This window comes from Pseudoalteromonas sp. P1-11 (assembly GCF_001399995.1).
In the GTDB taxonomy this organism is placed as follows: Bacteria; Pseudomonadota; Gammaproteobacteria; order Enterobacterales; family Alteromonadaceae; genus Pseudoalteromonas; species Pseudoalteromonas atlantica.
Genome location: NZ_LJSP01000001.1, coordinates 265,278 through 281,862, shown reverse-complemented (window position 1 = coordinate 281,862; position 16,585 = coordinate 265,278). Strand labels below are relative to the sequence as shown.

General features: G+C 41.7%; 18 protein-coding genes. 9 read left to right on the top strand and 9 right to left on the bottom strand.

The window, feature by feature from the left end; all coding sequences use genetic code 11:
• Nucleotides 1-95 precede the first annotated feature (95 nt).
• Complete coding sequence (locus AN390_RS01300; RefSeq protein ID WP_055252747.1) at nt 96-587, bottom strand: GNAT family N-acetyltransferase; 492 nt, start codon at nt 585-587, stop codon at nt 96-98.
• Nucleotides 588-669: 82 nt separating this feature from the next.
• Here AN390_RS01300 and AN390_RS01295 point away from each other — a divergent pair, with 82 nt between their 5' ends.
• The 6 genes from AN390_RS01295 to AN390_RS01270 all read left to right on the top strand — a co-directional run bounded on the left by AN390_RS01295 (nt 670) and on the right by AN390_RS01270 (nt 6,161).
• Nucleotides 670-1,242 carry a glutathione peroxidase gene (locus AN390_RS01295; protein WP_004589433.1) on the top strand — a complete coding sequence of 191 codons (573 nt, stop codon included), beginning with the start codon at nt 670-672 and terminating at the stop codon, nt 1,240-1,242.
• A 79-nt stretch (nt 1,243-1,321) separates the two neighbouring features.
• Entirely contained in the window at nt 1,322-1,603 is a 282-nt protein-coding gene (locus tag AN390_RS01290) for a peptidylprolyl isomerase (protein WP_004589432.1), read from the top strand.
• A 55-nt stretch (nt 1,604-1,658) separates the two neighbouring features.
• Nucleotides 1,659-2,237, top strand: a complete 579-nt coding sequence (locus tag AN390_RS01285) for a glutathione S-transferase family protein (RefSeq protein WP_029774054.1) — start codon at nt 1,659-1,661, stop codon at nt 2,235-2,237.
• A gap of 17 nt (nt 2,238-2,254) precedes the next feature.
• Nucleotides 2,255-2,605 carry a DUF2750 domain-containing protein gene (locus tag AN390_RS01280; protein ID WP_004589430.1) on the top strand — a complete coding sequence of 117 codons (351 nt, stop codon included), beginning with the start codon at nt 2,255-2,257 and terminating at the stop codon, nt 2,603-2,605.
• A 153-nt stretch (nt 2,606-2,758) separates the two neighbouring features.
• Nucleotides 2,759-3,439: a hypothetical protein gene (locus AN390_RS01275; protein WP_055252746.1), complete on the top strand. Its 681-nt coding sequence runs from the start codon at nt 2,759-2,761 to the stop codon at nt 3,437-3,439.
• Nucleotides 3,440-3,587: 148 nt separating this feature from the next.
• Entirely contained in the window at nt 3,588-6,161 is a 2,574-nt protein-coding gene (locus tag AN390_RS01270) for a M1 family metallopeptidase (RefSeq protein WP_055252745.1), read from the top strand.
• Between the two features lie 65 nt (nt 6,162-6,226).
• Here AN390_RS01270 and AN390_RS01265 read toward each other — a convergent pair whose 3' ends face one another.
• Both AN390_RS01265 and AN390_RS01260 read right to left on the bottom strand, forming a co-directional pair.
• Entirely contained in the window at nt 6,227-6,592 is a 366-nt protein-coding gene (locus tag AN390_RS01265) for a hypothetical protein (protein WP_004589427.1), read from the bottom strand.
• Nucleotides 6,593-6,655: 63 nt separating this feature from the next.
• Entirely contained in the window at nt 6,656-7,528 is an 873-nt protein-coding gene (locus AN390_RS01260; RefSeq protein WP_055252744.1) for a hypothetical protein, read from the bottom strand.
• Nucleotides 7,529-7,644: 116 nt separating this feature from the next.
• Here AN390_RS01260 and AN390_RS01255 point away from each other — a divergent pair, with 116 nt between their 5' ends.
• The 3 genes from AN390_RS01255 to yjjG all read left to right on the top strand — a co-directional run bounded on the left by AN390_RS01255 (nt 7,645) and on the right by yjjG (nt 9,824).
• Nucleotides 7,645-8,544: a phosphoribulokinase gene (locus tag AN390_RS01255; protein ID WP_004589425.1), complete on the top strand. Its 900-nt coding sequence runs from the start codon at nt 7,645-7,647 to the stop codon at nt 8,542-8,544.
• Between the two features lie 63 nt (nt 8,545-8,607).
• Nucleotides 8,608-9,150 carry an inosine/xanthosine triphosphatase gene (gene yjjX, locus AN390_RS01250; RefSeq protein ID WP_004589424.1) on the top strand — a complete coding sequence of 181 codons (543 nt, stop codon included), beginning with the start codon at nt 8,608-8,610 and terminating at the stop codon, nt 9,148-9,150.
• Nucleotides 9,150-9,824, top strand: coding sequence for a pyrimidine 5'-nucleotidase (yjjG, locus tag AN390_RS01245; protein ID WP_004589423.1), 675 nt, complete (start codon nt 9,150-9,152; stop codon nt 9,822-9,824). The genes yjjX and yjjG overlap by 1 nt, the downstream gene beginning before the upstream one ends.
• A 129-nt stretch (nt 9,825-9,953) precedes the next feature.
• Here yjjG and lpxC read toward each other — a convergent pair whose 3' ends face one another.
• The 6 genes from lpxC to murC form a co-directional block, all read right to left on the bottom strand.
• Entirely contained in the window at nt 9,954-10,865 is a 912-nt protein-coding gene (lpxC, locus tag AN390_RS01240; RefSeq protein WP_004589422.1) for a UDP-3-O-acyl-N-acetylglucosamine deacetylase, read from the bottom strand.
• A 106-nt stretch (nt 10,866-10,971) separates the two neighbouring features.
• The gene (gene ftsZ, locus AN390_RS01235) at nt 10,972-12,219 is read right to left on the bottom strand and encodes a cell division protein FtsZ (protein ID WP_004589421.1); all 1,248 of its coding nucleotides are present in this window, start codon (nt 12,217-12,219) and stop codon (nt 10,972-10,974) included.
• A 23-nt stretch (nt 12,220-12,242) separates the two neighbouring features.
• Complete coding sequence (ftsA, locus tag AN390_RS01230; RefSeq protein WP_004589420.1) at nt 12,243-13,475, bottom strand: cell division protein FtsA; 1,233 nt, start codon at nt 13,473-13,475, stop codon at nt 12,243-12,245.
• Complete coding sequence (locus AN390_RS01225) at nt 13,472-14,257, bottom strand: cell division protein FtsQ/DivIB (RefSeq protein WP_004589419.1); 786 nt, start codon at nt 14,255-14,257, stop codon at nt 13,472-13,474. The genes ftsA and AN390_RS01225 overlap by 4 nt, the downstream gene beginning before the upstream one ends.
• Nucleotide 14,258: 1 nt before the next feature.
• Nucleotides 14,259-15,179 carry a D-alanine--D-alanine ligase gene (locus AN390_RS01220; protein WP_055252743.1) on the bottom strand — a complete coding sequence of 307 codons (921 nt, stop codon included), beginning with the start codon at nt 15,177-15,179 and terminating at the stop codon, nt 14,259-14,261.
• Entirely contained in the window at nt 15,176-16,585 is a 1,410-nt protein-coding gene (murC, locus tag AN390_RS01215; RefSeq protein ID WP_051063459.1) for a UDP-N-acetylmuramate--L-alanine ligase, read from the bottom strand. The genes AN390_RS01220 and murC overlap by 4 nt, the downstream gene beginning before the upstream one ends.

Here is a 16,585-nt window from a genome sequence, read left to right as displayed (position 1 = left end):
TAAACACTTTATATGTTAATAGCGTAGCCTATAATTTCTTAGTTGGTATAGGTTGTTAGACTTAATTTTGATTTTTTTACCGATAAGCTCCACAACTATTTTGGTAGATGCTTACCGAATATTGTTAAACTGTAGCGTGTGTTATCCATTACCGCGATATTAGGCAGCTCACCCCATACGCTAAAACCAAAGTGCTTGAATAACTTAATACTTGGTAAGTTGTGGCTAAATATAAAACCAAGCAATACATCAATTCCTAGCTGTTTAGCCTCTATTTGGGCAAACTCCATCAGCTTTTTGCCAAGTCCTTTACCTTGCGCCGCTTTGGTAATATAAATGCTCATTTCGACGGTGCCATCGTATGCGGGGCGCCCATAAAACGATTTATAACTTAGCCAAGCAAGTACTTGGTTATTTTCGCAATAAACATAAATAGGCCGCTTATCGGTGTGGCTATTAAACCACTCACGTTTGCTCTGTACCGATACTTCTTCGGTATCGGCGGTCACCATACGAGAGGCGATCGTTTCGTTGTATATTGCGACAATGGCAGGTAAATCTTCTATAGTGGCTAAACGTGTAGTCATAACAGCTTAATATTGTTGATCACTTTTGTGCATATTAGCGTAAGATAGACTAGTCAAACAATTATAAATTTAGGCGTTGAGTATGTTAAAAAAAACGATACTAGGGCTCAGTATTTTTATTACGAGCTTAGCTGCCCAAGCAAACGACACGTTACCCAGCAAACAACAGCAGCAACAATGTGAAGACTTTACAAATGTAGAGATACGTAAGCTGCGCTCAAAAGAATCCTTAAACTTATGCCAATTTAAAAACCGCCCTTTGCTCATTGTAAATACAGCAAGTAACTGTGGTTTTACATCTCAATTTGAAGGCCTTGAAAAAGTACACCAACAATACAAAGACAAAGGTTTAGTGGTATTAGGTTTTCCATCTGATGATTTTTTTCAAGAAGAAAACGATGAAAAAGACATAGCAAAAGTGTGTTTTATTAATTACGGCGTTACTTTTACTATGTTTACTACCAGCGAAGTTCGCGGCAGTGATGCAAATCCAATATTTAAACACTTAAACGCGCAAACCAGCTCACCTAACTGGAACTTTTATAAATATTTAGTTTCAGCTGATCGTAAAACAATTAAACGCTTTAACAGTAAAGTAGCTCCTAATTCAAAAGAATTAATTGATGCAATTGAAAATACGCTACTCATCAATTAAGTTTATACTGGTACTGCGAGTTAAAACTAACTAGACTGGCTTTAATGGTTAAATACACCAACTTTAAACAGGAGATTTTATGGCAGTGGCAAGTGCAAGGCACATTTTAGTAGACAGCGAAGCAGAGTGCTTAGATTTAAAAGCTAAGATTGAACAAGGCGAAGACTTTGCAGAGCTTGCAAAAACATATTCAAACTGTCCTTCTGGTCAAGACGGCGGAGCACTTGGCGAGTTTGGCCCAGGTATGATGGTACCTGAGTTTGATAAAGTTGTATTTTCAGCGCCAATTAATCAAGTACAAGGCCCTGTACAAACACAGTTTGGCTATCACTTACTAGAAGTGACAAGCCGCTCAGAATAACGTTGACTTATCGCAACACAAAAAGCCGCTTATGCGGCTTTTTTTAGGAGCAATTATGAAACTTATAGGATCTAACCCTTCTCCATTTGCGCGCAGAGTAAGAATGTGGGCAGCACAAAACAATGTTGACTTAGCGCTAGTAAACCTAGATATTTTTTCTGAGCAAGACCGCCCTACCTTAGCCAGTAACAACCCAGGAAGAAAAATACCGGTTTTAATTGATGGCGATTTAACGCTAAGCGATTCAACCATTATTTTACGTTACCTTATTGCCAAGGCTGGTAAAACACCACTAAGCTGGTCGCAAGAGCACCTACTTAATATTATCAACGCCTGTAACGACTCGTTAGTAGAATTAGCACTTAGCAGACGCTCAGGATTTGATACTAGCGACGATAAATTATTTTTTAATCTGCAAAACGAACGAATTGCACAAACATTAAGCTATTTAAATAGTCATTTAAACGATGATGAATTTAAAGGCTGTGAATGCCTTAACATCAGTTTATACTGCCTACTTGATTGGATTTGCTTTCGTGAATTAACAGACTTTAGCCAACACGCTGCTTTAGTCAGTTTTTATAACGACTATGGCACGCGTCAAGCTGCAGTAAGCACCGATCCCAGACTCTAAACAAATAAGGTAAACACATGAGCGATATTGAAATTGAATCACAACTAGTTAGCTTTGTAGAAAAAGTACGTTTAAGCGAGCAAGTGTGGGCGTTAGGTGGCGACGACGGCGGCTTTGTAGTGTGCGAATCTAACCAGTTTGCCGAAACGGATGTACTGCTTTTATGGGAAAGCGAAGACGCAGCAAAAGCCCAGTGTAAAGAAGAGTGGCAAGAATTTACGCCTGTAGAAATTAATTTAGATGAATTTTTAGATGAGTGGGTAGAAGATTTAAACGAAGACAGCGCATTAGTTGGTTTAAATTGGAATGACGACCAAGTGTGTGTAGAAATAGAGCCTGTTGGCTTAGCACGCGCACTTAGCGAATAACTGCCACTATAAATTAAATAGTGAATACAACACCTGCTTTTTAAGTGGGTGTTTTTGTTTTGTAGCTAAAAACACAAATACTAAAATCGATACTCGCATGTTTATCTGTTTTAAGTATAAAATACAACATGTCATTAATTTCAAGGGATTACGTTGAAAACCCATCTTGGCCGCCGCCCTTTTTCAGCAATGGAACTGCATACGCTTTATAACGGCTATATTTATGGCGACTTTAAAGTAGCAAGAGAGCAAGCAAAGCATTGGCATTTTTGGTTGCCTTTAATTGCCTATTACAGTGGCGCATATAGCGATGAAATTGGCTGCTTAACGCTTGACGATCTTGAGCTTAAAAATGGCATTTTATGTTTTAATTTTCATACTAATGGAAAAATAAAAGCGCGCTTGGTTCCGGTGCATCAAGCCTTAGTTGATGCAGGGCTTAACGACTTTATTGCCTTTGTTAAAGCACATAATCACTCACGTTTGTTGTTTGATTTACCGGCTAAGTCTGGCCGTTACAGCGAAAAAGTACGCATTTGGTTTACTGGTGAAGGTGAGCGTGCGGGTTATTTGCAAAAATGTGCCATTCCCACTGTTGATCAACTTGGTATGAAAACCGCCATAAGTAGCCTACGACTTAATTTTGAGCAACAAGTGCGTATTTACGCATTACAGGCTAATTCAAAAGACGCCTTTAATTATTTAATGGGGTTTAACGAATACCCCAATGATAAATTTGACGATACCGCCTTACTAAACAACGTAATACAGCAAATTCGCACCATTAACCCACAGCTGCATTGGCAGCGCTTTAAGCTGCGCCAGAGCCACTGACACTATTTGTTACTATTTTAAATCCAAGCAGCCACTTTATTAAATTACTCTCATAAAAAAAACTGCTAGGATATCTAAATCTCAATTTTTAAGGGCATAGAAATGCCTGTTTGAGTCAGTTTCTAACAACAACAATCTAGGGATCACTATGTTTTTAAAAAGCCTATTAACAGTAAGTGTTGCTTTAGCAATGACTACTGCCAACGCTAACGAGTTCGTTATCGAAAAGCTTGCTAAACCAAGTTCACAAAAGGTGTCGTTAACACTCGACCCAAGCCAAGACACCTTTACAGGGATGACAGAAATAGCCCTAGAAGTGTTAAAACCCACTCATTACATTGAACTTAACGGCGTGGCTTACGCTGTTAAAATGGCGCAGTTACTAGGCGATGAAAACTGCGACTTAAATAACGAAATGCTAAAAACAGAAAAAGTAAAATTTAGCTGTGATGAGCAAATTCAGCCGGGTAAGTACACCCTAAAAATAGATTTTTCTGCGCCGTATAATCGCCAAAGTGTGGGCTTATACAAAACAATTGATCAGGGCACACCTTATTTATTTACTCAGTTTGAAATGAATGATGCACGCCGTGCATTTCCAGTATTTGATGAGCCAAGTTATAAAATACCGTTTCAGTTAACAATTACAGCGCCAACGTCTCAAAAGGTTTATGCCAATACGCCAGAGCTTAAAACCACAGTTAACGGCGAGATGACAACGCATTACTTTGATAAAACGCCACCTATTCCTTCTTATTTAGTGGCTATGGCCGTGGGCCCTTTTGAAGAGCTTGAAATAAAAGACATGCCAATTCCAGGGCGTGTTATTACCCCGCAGGGTAAAATTCATTTAGCTGATTACGCAAAAGAGAACATGCCAAAAGTACTTGCTGCACTTGAGGCGTATTTTGGTATTCCTTATATTTATAAAAAGCTCGACTCGGTAGCAGTACCCGAGTTTCCTTTTGGCGCAATGGAAAACTCAGGCCTAGTAACCTACCGCGAAGATATATTACTGGTTGATTTAGCAGCTGCTACACGCAGTAAAAAACAGCGTAATGTGTCGATTATTGCTCACGAGCTTGCCCATCAATGGTACGGTAACTTAGTTACCATGAAGTGGTGGAACGACTTATGGTTAAACGAAGCATTTGCCAGCTGGATGGCGGCAAAAATTACTAAACAGCTTAATCCAGAATTTGAATCTCACCTTGATTTACCACAAAACAACGTAATGGCATTAGATGCTCGCTTAAGCACTAAGCCGATTCGTAAACCGATTAAAACCGAAGCCGATATTATGGATGGTTTAGGGCTTGCCTACAGTAAAGGCAGCGCAGTACTGGCTATGGTTGAAAACTGGATTGGTGAAGAGGCATTCCAAAAAGGGATTCAAAGTTACTTAAAAAAATTCTCGTATAAAAACGCCGAAGCAGCCGATTTATGGGAAGCACTAGGTAAAGCTTCTAATAAAGATGTTGCGAGTGTTTTAAAATCATTTATTGAACAGTCTTCTTTTCCGCTTGTAGATGTAAAACAAGACGGTAAAAAAATTACTATATCGCAAAGCCGCTTTGCTAATGCCGGTGTAGATGCACCCGCACAGCTTTGGAATGTCCCTGTTGGGATAAAATATGGCGCTGGTGATAAAGTAAAAACAGCCAGTATTTTACTCAATAAGCAAAGCCAAACCTTAACACTTGATTTTGAGCCACAGTGGATTTATCCCGATGAAGGGGCGCTAGGTTATTACCGCTGGGTAATGGACGATGCGCAGTTTGATTCACTTATAAAACATGCTCCGCAAGCACTTAATGATCGTGAGCGCTTAGCGCTGCTCTCTGCCACTGATGCACTACTTGATGCGGGTGTAATATCAGCGGCTAAGTTAATGCAAACCTTAGAAGTATTTGTGAGCGATGATCACCCTCGTGTTGCAAATACAGCGCTGGGCTATTTGGTATCGCAAAAAAATACCTTTAAAGATGAAAGCAACGAAGCGTTATGGCCTGAGTTTATTCGCAGTGCAGTAATGCCTGCAGCTAAAAAATACTCACTTGAAGCACAAGCTGGCGAAGACGGTGCAGTATCGCAACTACGTGCGGGTGTTGTGTCCTTACTAGGTTTTGATGGTGAAGATCAACGTGTGATCAGCAAAGCAAAAGAGCAAACGCAAGTGTACTTAAACGATCCGCAAAAAGTGGATCCGTATTTAGCAGCTACCTATTTAAAACTTGCCGCCTATAATGGGGATAAAGCCTTACTTGATCAATTTATGGCAACCTTTAAAACCACTAAAGATCCACAAGTACGCACAAACATGCTGGCTGCAATGGGCTTTATGGGTAAAGCGCAGTTACAAAAGCAGGTATTAGCGTACACCCTTACCGACGAAGTAACCGCGTCTGATATGCGCACTATTTTAGCGGGTCAAAGTTATAGCGAGCCACGCCAAGCACTATTTATTGAGTGGATATACAACAATTACGACAAGGTAACACAAAGCTTACCGCCGTTTTTTGTGCCTAACTTACCGTACTTTACAACCGCGCGTTGTGATGAACAAAGTTTAGCAACCACGCAAGCATTCTTTAAAGATAAAATTGAAGAAACACCGGGCTACGCGCGTACACTAAGCAAGCTTGAAGAAAGTACCCATGACTGTATTGCGCTTAAAAAGCGTGAACTGGCATCAGTTAATGACTTTTTAAAAAGCAAGTAAGCTTAATTAAAAGTAAATATGCATAATTAAAAAAGCCGCTGAGTTATTCACTCAGCGGCTTTTATTTACCCGTTAATAATCTGTGTTAGCTTGGCAATAAAGTCTTTTGCTGCTTGCTCTGAGTTAATTTTAAAGGCCACACCATAGTGAATCGGCTGCGCACTTTTGTGAATACGTGTAGGAAAGCGCGTCATCTCGCTACTATGAAAATAACCCTGTACTCGTGTTACCTCATCAATTGTTGCAAAATCATCGCTAAACACCTCAAAGGCTGGGCGAATAATTATTTTGCCTTTACCCGCTTCGCTGTGGGTATAAATTGCTTCTTTAGAATTTGCTAACATGTACTCAGCAATGTTTTTAATTTTAAAGTTGCTTCTGCACTTTAACTGAATGAGCTGCTCTGTTAACTCATCTGCACTATAAGCCACGTGGTGATCCCTTTAATGTTTAATTGTGCATTACATTAGCCTATACGCGCTGCAAAGTCCGAATTATTTTACATCGCATACAAAGGCAAGTTTGTCATTTTTATAACTCATTCGCGTTATGTTTGTCTCGCAATATGGGCTTAAGTTAAGCCATTGAGAAACCTCATCGCTGCCGCTTAAGTTACGCATATATACACGATTTTTAACCGCATAAGCCACTGTATTAGCATCTTTTAAAATAAAGTCTTGTACTTGCTCTGGCAATCTAAGTAAATCTTCTACCTGTTTAGATTGCGGGTTAAAGCTTGCTAAAATATACTGATCATTTTTTGTGTAGCTAAATAAAAATGTTGCGGTTTTACTGTTATAAATAAGCGTGCGCCCTATGTTACTTGCTACCACCTCGCCTTTTGCCGCAGCAACCGAAGTATATTGCAATGTATGTGGCTCACCCAAAATAAACATCACTAAGTCGCTTTGAGCGCCCCAGGCGTGGTAGCCAACAGGTTCAATCCAATCAAAAATACGGCTTGGTGCTTGCTCAGTATCAAGTGGGTATTGCCACAACTTTTGTTTGCTATCTTGCTCTACCACAATGGCCGATAAACTTTGTTTTGAGGGCATAACCGTGGGCGAATATTCGCTCACTGGCGTATTTGTTATGTTGCTTACTTGCTTGGTTGCTAAATCATAATAGGCAATATCGGTTTGACTTTGCTCGCTTGAAATAACTTCATGGGTGAAATAAATACCCTGGTTTGTTAAATAAGGTTGGTTGTTATAGCTGTTTTTGTCGCTCACTATACTCACTTGCATACCGTAGGGTGTATTTAAATCAGCAAGTAATATTTGGCTTTTAGGCATGCTAGCCTGCGCTGTAGCAAGGCTTAGCGCCGCTAAAGAGACTAGCCCAAGCCATGGTTTAATAAGTTTCATGCTTTCTCTCGTTTTATTTTTAAGCACCTCATGATAACGTTATTTGCCGATGGCGTCACTTGACCTAAGTCAGTCAACTCTTTATAACTAACTTGGTCCTAAAAAAGAGAAAATACATGTCAGCTAAACATCCTATCATTGCTATTACAGGTTCGTCGGGTGCGGGAACTACCACTACCACCAATGCAATTAAACATATTTTTCGTAGCCTCAACATTGATGCGGCTTTTATCGAAGGAGATAGCTTTCATCGTTACACGCGCCCAGAAATGGATAAAAAAGTACGCGAAGCACAACAAGAAGGTAAACACATAAGTTATTTTGGCCGTGAAGCCAATGACTTTGGCGCATTAGAAACCTTATTTGGTACCTACGGCGAAACAGGCCAAGGCAAATTGCGCCGATACTTACATACCTTTGATGAAGCTGTACCTTATAATCAATTACCGGGGACCTTTACCCCTTGGCAAGATCTTGAAACAAACACTGATTTAATGTTTTACGAAGGCTTGCACGGTGGCGTGGTTGATCAAGATCATGATGTAGCTAAGCACGTGGATCTACTTATAGGCATGGTGCCTATTATTAACCTTGAATGGATCCAAAAATTGATCCGCGATACGCAAGACCGCGGCCACTCTCGCGAAAAAGTAATGGACTCAATTGTACGCAGTATGGATGACTACATTAATCACATTACACCACAGTTTTCGCGCACCCATATTAACTTTCAACGTGTGCCAACGGTTGATACGTCAAACCCATTTAGCGCAAAAGATATTCCTTCGCTAGATGAAAGCTTTGTGGTTATTCGCTTTAGAGGAATTGATGACGTTGATTTTCCGTATTATTTACAGATGATTGAAGGCAGCTTTATGTCACGTATAAATACCCTTGTGGTGCCAGGCGGTAAAATGGGTTTAGCAATGGAGCTGGTGCTTACTCCGCTAATTAAAGACATTATTGTTAAAAAGCGTGCTCTTGAAAACCTAGCCCCTTTAGATATACCCATTTAGCCCCTCTTTTATGATTTACACTTCTGACGTACACTGCTGCTTTTGCTAACAGTGAGGGAAAACGTGTCGCACTCATTAAAAATTATTGTGGGCTCTAAAAACCCAGTAAAAATTAACGCTGCAAAACATATTTTTGCAATGTACTTTCCTAGTTACGAAATTGATTGCCAAGGCGTTGATGCTCCCTCAAATGTTCCCGATCAACCTATTGGCGAGGAACAAACCCGTATAGGCGCACAAAACCGAGTTACTTACTGTAAAAACATGTACCAAGCAGATTACTACTGTGCAATGGAAGGCGGTGCAGAGCAATTTAGCTATGGTGCTGCCACCTTTGCCTATGTTGTGATTAATAATGGCTCTGAGCAAGCGATAGGACGCAGCAGTAACCTGCCGTTACCGCAAGTGTTATATAACGCGCTGCTAAGCGGAGAAGAGCTTGGCGATGTAATGGATAAAGCATTTAACACCCATAATGTTAAGCAAAAAGGCGGCGCGATAGGGCTTCTCACAAACAATCATGCCACTCGCCAAAGCACCTACACCCAAGCGCTTACCTTAGCTATGGCTCCTTTTTTACACCCTAGCCTTTATCAGGAAAATTAATGAAATACAGTTATGTACTGTTTGATGCAGACGAAACACTATTCAGATTTGATATTTTAGCGGGAATGACCCGCATGTTTAAAGCGTACAACATTGAGTTTACTCAAGCTGATTACATCCATTACCAAAAAACTAATAAGCAGCTGTGGATAGATTATCAAGATGGAAAAATTAGCGCCGATTACTTACAAGTAACCCGCTTTAACGAGTGGGCTGTAAAATTAGGGGTACCCGCTAAAGAGCTAAACGATGCATTTTTAGATGCTATGGCACAAATTTGTGAACCACTCCCCGGCGCAATCGATTTACTAAATGCCTTAAAACCGCATGCACGATTGGGTATTATTACTAATGGCTTTGCACGTTTGCAAGCCCTGCGCCTAGCGCATACCGGCCTTGAAAATATGTTTGATTGGCTGGTTATATCAGAGCTGGTAGGCATTGCTAAGCCTAACAAGGCTATTTTTGAGCACACATTTGAGCTTATGGGTAACCCAGACAAAAGCAAAATATTAATGGTGGGCGACACTGCCTCTAGCGACATTTTAGGAGGCAATAATGCCGGTATTGATACCTGTTGGCTACAGCACCCAGGCGAGCAGTTACCAGCAGGCATAAGCCCAACCTACACCATAACTGAACTGGCACAGTTACCAACAATTTTAGCGCTTTAAGCTGCGCGTTAATTATTAAAAATTAATAGTAATTAGCTGCAACTCGCTAATTTAAGGCAAAAAAAATGACGCTATTAAGCGTCATTTTTTATAACTGTTTGTGAGCGTGTATTTTTAAAAAATACTAAATTAGGCCGTCGCTAATTCAAGGCCGGGTGCAGGCATCGTAACAGGCGTTTCAAATGTTGCCCACTCCCATGCTGACTCTGTTGCCATAATTTTGCGAAGTAACTTATTATTTAAATCGTGACCCGATTTATAAGCCGTTACTTTACCTAGTAGGTTATGACCTGTCATAAACATGTCGCCCACACAGTCTAATATTTTGTGTTTTACAAATTCATCGCTGTAGCGCAAACCATTTGGGTTTAGTACTTTAAAGTCATCAAGTACTACTGCGCTGTCCATGCTGCCACCAAGTGCTAGGTTATTAGCATGCATGTATTCTATGTCTTTCATAAAACCAAAGGTACGTGCACGGCTAATTTCTTCAGTAAAGCTTTGCGCAGTAATATCTAAACCAATGCGCTGGCGGCTTTCATTAATGGCCGGGTGATCAAAGGCAATTTCAAAGTCGATATGGAAACCATCATATGGTTCTACTTCGGCCCATTTATCGCCTTCTTCAATACGTACTTTTTCTTTTATACGAATAAAGCGTTTCGCAACATTTTGCTCTTCAATGCCGCCTTTTTGTAACAAATAAATGAACGGTAATGCACTACCATCCATAATCGGCACTTCTGAGCTGTCTAATTCAACAATTAAATTGTCGATACCCATTGCAGCAACTGCTGCAATTAGGTGCTCAGTCGTTGATAAGCGAACGCCATCTTTGTTAATTAAACAGGTACACAGCTGCGTATCACCAACGGCTTCAGGTGTTGTTTCAAAATCAACAACCGGATCAAGGTCGACACGACGAAATACAATCCCGGTATTTGCGCTCGCAGGTCGGAGAGTTATTGTGACCTTCTCACCTTTATGAAGTCCAATTCCTATGGCTTTGACTACTTGTGCAATCGTACGCTGTTTAATCATAGGTTCGCTCACTTTTAAATCAGTTACAGTTAGACGGCGGAGTTTAACATAAATCCTTTTGCCTTTCAATATTTGTACATATTTCAAACAAAAGCATTAGTAAATGTTAATCAGCCTGCTTACGTAAAAAAGCCGGAATATCAAAATAATCTCCGCCTTCTGATTTATCCGCTTTTTTACTGTTTTGCGCTGATGAACTTGCCGTGTTGCTTGAGCTTGTAGATGGCGCTTGTTCTTTGCTTTCTACTTGCGTGCTTGGCGTCGTTTCTTCAGTGCTTGTACCTTGGCTTGCAAAGCTTGGTACGTACATGCTGCTAGATTGGTTTGATGAACTTGCTACATCAGAACCTGATGCCTTTTTAAAGCCGTTATCAACAATACCAAACTGCGGACGACGATCGCCGCCTAAACCCGTAGCAACAACGGTTACACGTAACTCGTCGCTCATTTCTGGGTCAATAACTGCACCCACAACTACGGTTGCATTTTCAGACGCTAGCGCTTTAACGTGGTTACCCACAATTTCAAATTCTTCAATCGCAATGTCCATACCCGCGGTAATATTAACCAAAATACCTTTAGCACCGGTTAAATCAACGTCTTCTAGTAATGGGCTTGAGATAGCCGCTTCTGCAGCTTCTTGAGCACGATCTGGGCCTGATGCAGAGGCTGTGCCCATCATGGCAGTACCCATTGCTGACATTACGGTACGTACGTCGGCGAAATCCACGTTAATTAAACCAGAACGTGTAATTAGCTCAGCAATACCTTGAACCGCACCAAAAAGTACGTCGTTTGCTTTAGCGAAGGCATCTAACAGTGTAGTCCCTTTACCTAAAACTTTAAGCAATTTATTGTTCGGAATTGTAATAAGTGAGTCTACAATTTCTGACAATTCGTTAATGCCTTGTTCAGCAGCTGCTGCGCGCTTTTTGCCTTCAAAGTCAAAAGGACGCGTTACTACAGCAACCGTTAAAATACCTAATTCTTTGGCAATTTTAGCAACCACTGGTGCAGCACCTGTACCTGTACCACCACCCATGCCGGCAGCAATAAATACCATATCTGCGCCTTCAAGGCTGGCACGGATTGTTTCTGCATCTTCTTCAGCCGATTCGCGGCCTACTTCTGGGTTTGCACCTGCACCTAACCCTGAGGTTATTTGCGTGCCTAGTTGTACGGTAATATCGGCAGCGGAATTACGTAATGCTTGTGCATCCGTATTTGCGGCTATAAAGCGCACGCCTTCTATTTGTTGTTTTACCATGTGCTCAACAGCGTTACCGCCGCCACCGCCCACGCCAATTACCTTAATTACAGCTTCTTCGCTGTGTTGTTCCATCATATCAAACATGTTTACTCTCCGACTTGAGTACTTTAAAACTCGCCTTGGAACCATTTAGTAATGCGGTTCCACCAATTATTATTATCCTCTGCTTTCGACTTTTGTGCATTCATCGATTGCATAGTGCGCCCGTATTGTAACAAACCTACAGCGGTTGCGTACGAAGGATCGTCTACGTAGTCTGTCAAACCAACTATCCCGATTGGTTTGCCTATTCTCACTGGCATTTGGAAAATGTCTTCAGCCACTTCCATTGCGCCAGTCATTTTAGCAGTCCCGCCTGTAATAACGAGGCCTGCCGCAATTTGGTCTTCTAAACCTGAGCGACGAATTTCTTCCATCGCTAATTCAAATAATTCTCTAAAACGAGGCTCTACCACTTCAGATAAAGTATGGCGCGACATTAATCGTGCTGGTCGCCCGCCTACACTTGGTACTTCTATGGTGTCTTCGTTACTGGCCATTTGGCTACTTGCACATGCGTATTGTACTTTGAGTGACTCAGCATGTGATATAGGTGTACGAAATATTTTTGCAATATCACCGGTTACTTGATTACCCGCCACTGGGATAACCGAAGAATGGCGTAATGCCCCGTTAATATAAATAGTGATATCCATTGTACCACCACCAATATCAAGTACCGCTACACCAAGCTCTTTTTCGTCATCGGTTAAAACCGAGTAACACGATGCAAGTGCGGTAAATATAAGCTGATCAACCTCTAAACCACAGCGCTCAACACATTTTTCAATGTTTTTAGCCATGTCGTTTGAGCAAGTAATAATGTGTGCACGTGCTTCCATACGTACACCGCTCATCCCAAGGGGGTTTTTAATGCCCTCTTGCATATCAATGCTGTATTCTTGCGGTAATGCATGCAGCATTTTACGCTCGGCCGAAATAGGCACAGAGCGCGCTATATGAATTACATTTTCAATGTCTTCATCGGTTACTTCTGTATTATTGATAGCAACCACGCCGCTTTCGTTTTGACATTGTATGTGCTTGCCAGAAATCCCTAAGTACACTGAGCTAATACGACAATCGGCCATTAACTCGGCTTCATCTATTGCTCGGCGAATCGACTCAGACACTAAGTTTAAATCGTTAACGCCGCCTTTATCCATACCATGAGATACTTGGCTGCCCACACCAACAATGCTGAGCTTGTTATCTGCGGTGATTTCACCTACCGTGGCCACCACTTTTGAGGTACCAACGTCTAATCCAATCACTAGGTTTCTTTCTGCTGACTTAGTCATGCCTTACTCTTATTTTGTAATTGCTGTTCTTGCACAGGCTTATAGCTAACTGCAAGGCCGGTATCATAGCGTAAATCTATTGCATCTATTTGTGCATCTGCACGCTTTTCCATGCGCGGGTACACATCTATAAACCGCTGTACTCGCTTTGCTTTGTCTTTGCGCCCTAAATTTAAGCGCACACCATTATCTAACCATAACTGCCACGAAAAACGCTCCGAAAGGGCTAAGCTTTTTAACGTTAATGCATTTACCTTTAGCATTTCGTCAAACTGCTTAAAGGCAATCCACGCTTCTTTTTCGCTGCCTTCTGGGCCGTAAAGTTGCGGTAAATCATTGGCGAGTTTATCGCTACTTGCTTCAAAGGCATCGCCACTTTGGTTTAGCAGTAAATCGCTATTCCAATGGGCTACGGCTTCGTGTTCAACTACGTACACTTGTATTGTATCGGGCCATTGCTTGCGTACCGATACGGTTGCAACCCAAGGTAAATCTTTTACCAGTTGCTGTACGCGTTTTACATCTAGCTCAAAAAAACTGCTTAAATCGGCCTTTTTTATTGCTTTTATTATGGCCTTTTCGTCAGTGTATTTGGGCTTTCCTAGCACTGTTAAGTGCTTTATTTGTGCATCTTTGTTCTCTACTAGCCAATCAGATACACCGGTAGTTATTTGCACGAGCCCAATCACTACCACCAGAAAAAAGCTCACACCAAAAATTAGCGACCAATTAAAGTTAAGTTGCTGTTTTAATTGTTGAGCTTTTTCTAAAAGGGGATGCATATTAAAGCGTTTGCCCCAAAATGCGAACAACTAATTGCTCAAATGTTGCCCCGTTTGCTTTTGCCGCCATGGGCACCAGCGATTTTTCGGTCATGCCAGGGACTGTATTTACTTCTAATAAATAAAAATTCCCCTGCTCATCTTGCATGGCATCTACACGGCCCCAGCCGCTTGCACCCACTAAATCAAACGCCTCTAACGAGATAGCCTGTAAATGCTGTGTATCTTGCGCCGATAAATCTGCAGGGCAATGATACTGTGTTGTATTTGATTGATACTTAGCTTGGTAATCGTAAAAACCATTTGGAGTCGTCATTTCAATCACAGGCTGTACTTCATCGCCTAATACAGTCACGGTAAATTCGCGTCCGGTTATCCACTGCTCTACTAACACTTGGCTATCAAACTTAAAAGCGTGTGTAAGGGCATCTTCAAGCTCTTGAGCGGTACTTGCTTGCGCCATACCTATGCTTGATCCTTCGTGCGATGGCTTAACCATTACTTTTCTAAACTCATCCATAATGGCTTTTGCATCAAAGCCTTTTTTAGCATCAACAACTGCATAAGGCGCTGTGCTTAGCCCTGCAGATTTAAATAAATGCTTACAACGTACTTTATCCATTGCCAAGGCTGAACCTAATACAGTGCTGCCCGTGTATGGCAAGTTCATAAATTCAAGCGCGCCTTGCACTGTACCATCTTCGCCACCACGGCCATGCAAAGCAATAAAAACACGATCGACCTGTAATTCTTTTAGCTCCCACAAAGAGCGATTTTGCGGGTCAAAAGCAATGGCATCAACGCCGGCATTTTGTAGTGCATTAAGCACCGCTTGCCCTGAACGTAGTGACACTTCGCGCTCTGCTGAGTTACCCCCAAGCAGTACTGCTACTTTACCAAATTGCGCGTTTTCTTGCGTCATACTTCACCTTGCTTTAATTTTTCCACCGACATACCTGTTGCCGCTAATGTTTTAACCAATTGTCCTATATTACCAGCGCCTTGCGTTAAAACTAAGTCGTTATTTTGTAAGTTATCTGCCAGCACACCAGCAAGCTCTGCGCTCGTTGCTACATGTAGAGGCTCTTTTCCGCGCTGACGTAAGCTGCGGCACAGGCTTTTACTGTCTGCGCCAACAATAGGCTCTTCGCCGGCACTGTACACATCAAGTAATAAAAGTTGATCTACATCTGCCAATACTTTTACAAAGTCTTCGTATAAATCGCGTGTACGGGTAAACCTGTGCGGTTGATAAACCATAACTAAACGTTTTTCTGGCCAGCCTTCGCGTACCGCTGCAATGGTGGCAGCAACTTCTGATGGGTGATGTCCGTAATCATCCACCAGCATGACATTGCCGCGCTCGTTTTCAAAATTGCCATAATGCTGGAAGCGTCGTCCTATGCCTTCAAATTTTTGCAGCGCCTCTAAAATTGCGTGGTTAGCAATGTTTTGATCTTTAGCCACTGCAATTGCCGCCGTGGCATTAAGTGCGTTGTGCTTACCTGGCATATTAAGCGTTGCACTTAAGCTTTCACCGCTTTTATGTGTCACTGTAAAAGTACAAGTACTTGCTGATTGGCTAAAGTCGCTCATGCGGTAGTCGGCATCTTTTGACTCGCCATACGTGATCACAGGGCGACCAAAACGCGGGATCAGCTCACTTGCTACCTGCGAGTCTATGCACACTACGGCTAAGCCATAAAATGGCAGGTTATGAATAAAGTCCACATAAGTGTCTTTCATTTTCTCAAGGCTGCCGCCATAGGTTTCCATGTGATCTTCTTCAATATTGGTGATCACCGATACCATAGGCTGTAAATGTAAAAACGATGCATCGCTTTCATCTGCCTCAGCAATTAAAAAGTCGCTCTTGCCCACTTTTGCGTTACTGCCCGCACTATTTAATAAGCCGCCAATAATAAAAGTAGGATCAAGCCCTGCCTGAGCATAAATGCTGGCAATTAAACTGGTTGTAGTGGTTTTACCATGTGTGCCCGCAATAGCAATGCCATGGCGAAAACGCATTAATTCGGCAAGCATTTCTGCACGGCGAACTACCGGTATACGCGCTGCTTTTGCAGCAATAATCTCAGGGTTTGTTTCATCAATAGCACTTGAAACAACAACTACGTTGGCATCTTTTACGTTGTTTTCGTGATGGCCTATAAATACTTCTGCACCGGCTTTAATTAAGCGTTCGGTCATTGCGCTGTGCGCTATATCTGAGCCTGTAATGCGATAGCCTTCAAAAGCCAGTACTTCAGCAATGCCGCCCATACCCGCACCACCAATACCAATAAAATGGATGGTTTCTATTCGACGCAT